Below are 2,481 nucleotides of genomic sequence, written 5' to 3'. Positions count from 1 at the left end.
CGGCTTCGGCGAGGCCGAATTCCGCCAGATCGCCGATTGGATCATCGAGGTGGTCGATGGCCTGGCCGCCAACGGCGAAGACGCCAACGGCGCCGTCGAGGACAAGGTCAAAGCCCAGGTCGCAGACCTCTGCGCCAGATTCCCGATCTATCCAAACCTTTGATGAATAAAAACGTTTCGGATTGACATCATCACTGCCACCGGTCATCCCGGTGGCAGTTTTCATTTTCGGGCAGACCATTTGACCAGGATACGGGGCAACCGGACGCGCCAGTTGGAACGGCGGCTTGGCGACTGGATGCGTGCCCGCCTGCCCCATGTGCTGGCAGAATTTGTCATGTTCGTTCTGAAACAGGGCTGGGCCGCCCTGTTCGGCGCGTCGCTGCTGATCGGCCTGATGGTCAGCGACCGCATCTGGCAACAGGACTGGGCGATCGCCCGCTATGACGCGCTCTTGATCTATGCGTTGGGCCTGCAGGTGCTGTTTCTGGCATTGGGACTGGAAAGCTGGCGCGAGGTCCGGGTTATCCTGCTGTTTCACCTAACCGGAACCGTGATGGAGATCTTCAAGGTCCAGGCCGGCAGTTGGACCTATCCCGGCCCAGGCCTGGTCAAGCTTTGGAACGTTCCGCTGTTCTCGGGCTTCATGTATGCCTCTGTGGGGTCCTACATGGCGCGCGCCATCCGGCTGTTCGACATGCGGTTTGCGCCCTACCCGCCCTTCTGGTTGTCGGTCCTGCTGGCGGTTGCGATCTATGTAAATTTCTTTGCTCACCATTTCCTGTTCGACCTACGGCTGGCCCTGTTTGCCGCAACGGTCGCGCTCTATGCCCGGACGCGGATCACCTTTCGGATCGGCGATCACCGCTACTGGATGCCGCTGCCGCTGGCGGCCTTCTTCAGCTCGTTCTTCCTGTGGCTGGCCGAGAATGTGGGCACCGCCACGCGCACCTGGCTTTATTCCGGGCAGATCGCCGGAGAGATGGTGCGGCTGGCCAAGATGGGATCCTGGTATCTGTTGCTCTATGTCAGCTTCGTCACGGTCACGCTGGTGATGCGCGACGCGCTGGAGGAGGCTCCAGCCAAGGGGCGCTCCCGCCCCATGTGACCGCATCAGAGATGCGGCCAAAGATGCGTTGGGCCGGGCGCCGTGCGTTCCGCACGGCGCTGTCTCGTCAGATCAGCCGGCGCCAGGCCAGGAAGGCCAGCAACAACGCGGCAAATACCAGCAGGTTGAAGACCAGCGCCCCCAGCATACCCAGCCACCAGCCCTTGCGCCGGTCGGCCAGGTCGATGCCGCGCAGATGCGCCTGCACCTCGCGTGCGGCGGCACTCAACGAAGGGGCGTTCAACGTCATCCGCAATCGCGGATGCGCCATCATCGGCTCGACCCGGGCCAGTTCCATCGCACGGCGATAGATACGACGCGGCAGTCGGTGCTTGGCCCGTCTGAGCGCGAGGCGGAGCGATTTTCCATGCACCCCAAGCCGCGTCCGCAGCAACGCGACGGTCACGGCAATCTGGTCTTCGATCCGGTCGCTATCGGTCATGGCTGTCATACCCCCGGCGGGCACCATATCGCGCGGTCCGGGCAGGCTCAATGGGGCTGGCGGGGGCGATCGCGTCAGGTTATCAGGGCGGCATGCTGACCACGATCCTGCATGGCACCCCGACCGACACCCCACCCCTTGTCATCGCCCATGGGCTCTATGGATCTGGCCGCAACTGGGGGGTGATCGCCCGGCGACTTGCCGATGAACGGCAGGTGATCGCCGTCGACATGCGCAATCACGGTCACAGCCCCTGGGCCGAGACACACGACTATCCCGCGATGGCCGCCGATCTGGCCGAGGTGATCGAGGCCCATGGCGGTCGCGCCGACTTGCTGGGCCATTCGATGGGGGGCAAGGCGGCGATGATGCTGGCGCTCACCCACGGGCACCTGCTGCGCCGCCTGGTGGTCGCGGATATCGCCCCGGTGACTTATACCCACAGCCAGATGCCCTTCATCGCAGCGATGCGCGGCGTCGACCTGAGCCGGGTCGAGCGCCGCTCGGAGGCCGAAGAAATGCTGGCGGCGCAAGGGGTCGAGAAAGCGTTGCAAAGCTTCTTTACCCAGTCGCTTGATCTGCCCGGCAAGCGGTGGCGGTTGAATCTCGACGGATTGGCGGCGAACATGCCCGCGATCATGTCCTTCCCCGACATATCAGCACATTGGGACGGACCGACTCTGTTCCTGACCGGCAGCATATCGGATTATGTGCGCGCCGAGCATCGCCCGCTGATCCGAGAACTGTTCCCCGCCGCCCGTTTTGCCAAGATTCCGGGCGCGGGTCATTGGTTACACGCCGACAAACCCCGCGAATTCGAAGCGGCGGTGCGTGTCTTTCTGAATGCCTGAGCCTCTGACTCTGCACCTGCCGTGCGTCCGGGACGCCTCCGGCGGGAGTATTTCAGACCAGAAAGAAGCCCCGGTCTTCT

3 protein-coding genes and 1 pseudogene are annotated in these 2,481 nt (G+C 63.5%); 3 read left to right on the top strand and 1 reads right to left on the bottom strand.

The window, feature by feature from the left end:
- Window positions 1–163 (top strand): annotated as a pseudogene (gene glyA / locus AC2FNY_RS20990) (serine hydroxymethyltransferase); the annotation flags it as partial.
- Between the two features lie 135 nt (window positions 164–298).
- The gene (locus AC2FNY_RS20985) at window positions 299–1,108 is read left to right on the top strand and encodes a DUF817 domain-containing protein (RefSeq protein WP_496803650.1); all 810 of its coding nucleotides are present in this window, start codon (window positions 299–301) and stop codon (window positions 1,106–1,108) included.
- A 67-nt stretch (window positions 1,109–1,175) separates the two neighbouring features.
- Here AC2FNY_RS20985 and AC2FNY_RS20980 read toward each other — a convergent pair whose 3' ends face one another.
- Window positions 1,176–1,550 (bottom strand): hypothetical protein, encoded by a 375-nt coding sequence (locus AC2FNY_RS20980; RefSeq protein WP_496803649.1) that lies wholly within the window; start codon window positions 1,548–1,550, stop codon window positions 1,176–1,178.
- A gap of 50 nt (window positions 1,551–1,600) precedes the next feature.
- Here AC2FNY_RS20980 and AC2FNY_RS20975 point away from each other — a divergent pair, with 50 nt between their 5' ends.
- Window positions 1,601–2,401, top strand: a complete 801-nt coding sequence (locus AC2FNY_RS20975; RefSeq protein WP_496803648.1) for an alpha/beta fold hydrolase — start codon at window positions 1,601–1,603, stop codon at window positions 2,399–2,401.
- The last annotated feature ends 80 nt before the right edge of the window (window positions 2,402–2,481 follow it).

The organism is Ruegeria sp. BHSC223 (genome assembly GCF_059613025.1).
Note: the sequence above shows the minus strand (reverse complement) of the source record. Positions and strands in the feature narration are given on the sequence as shown.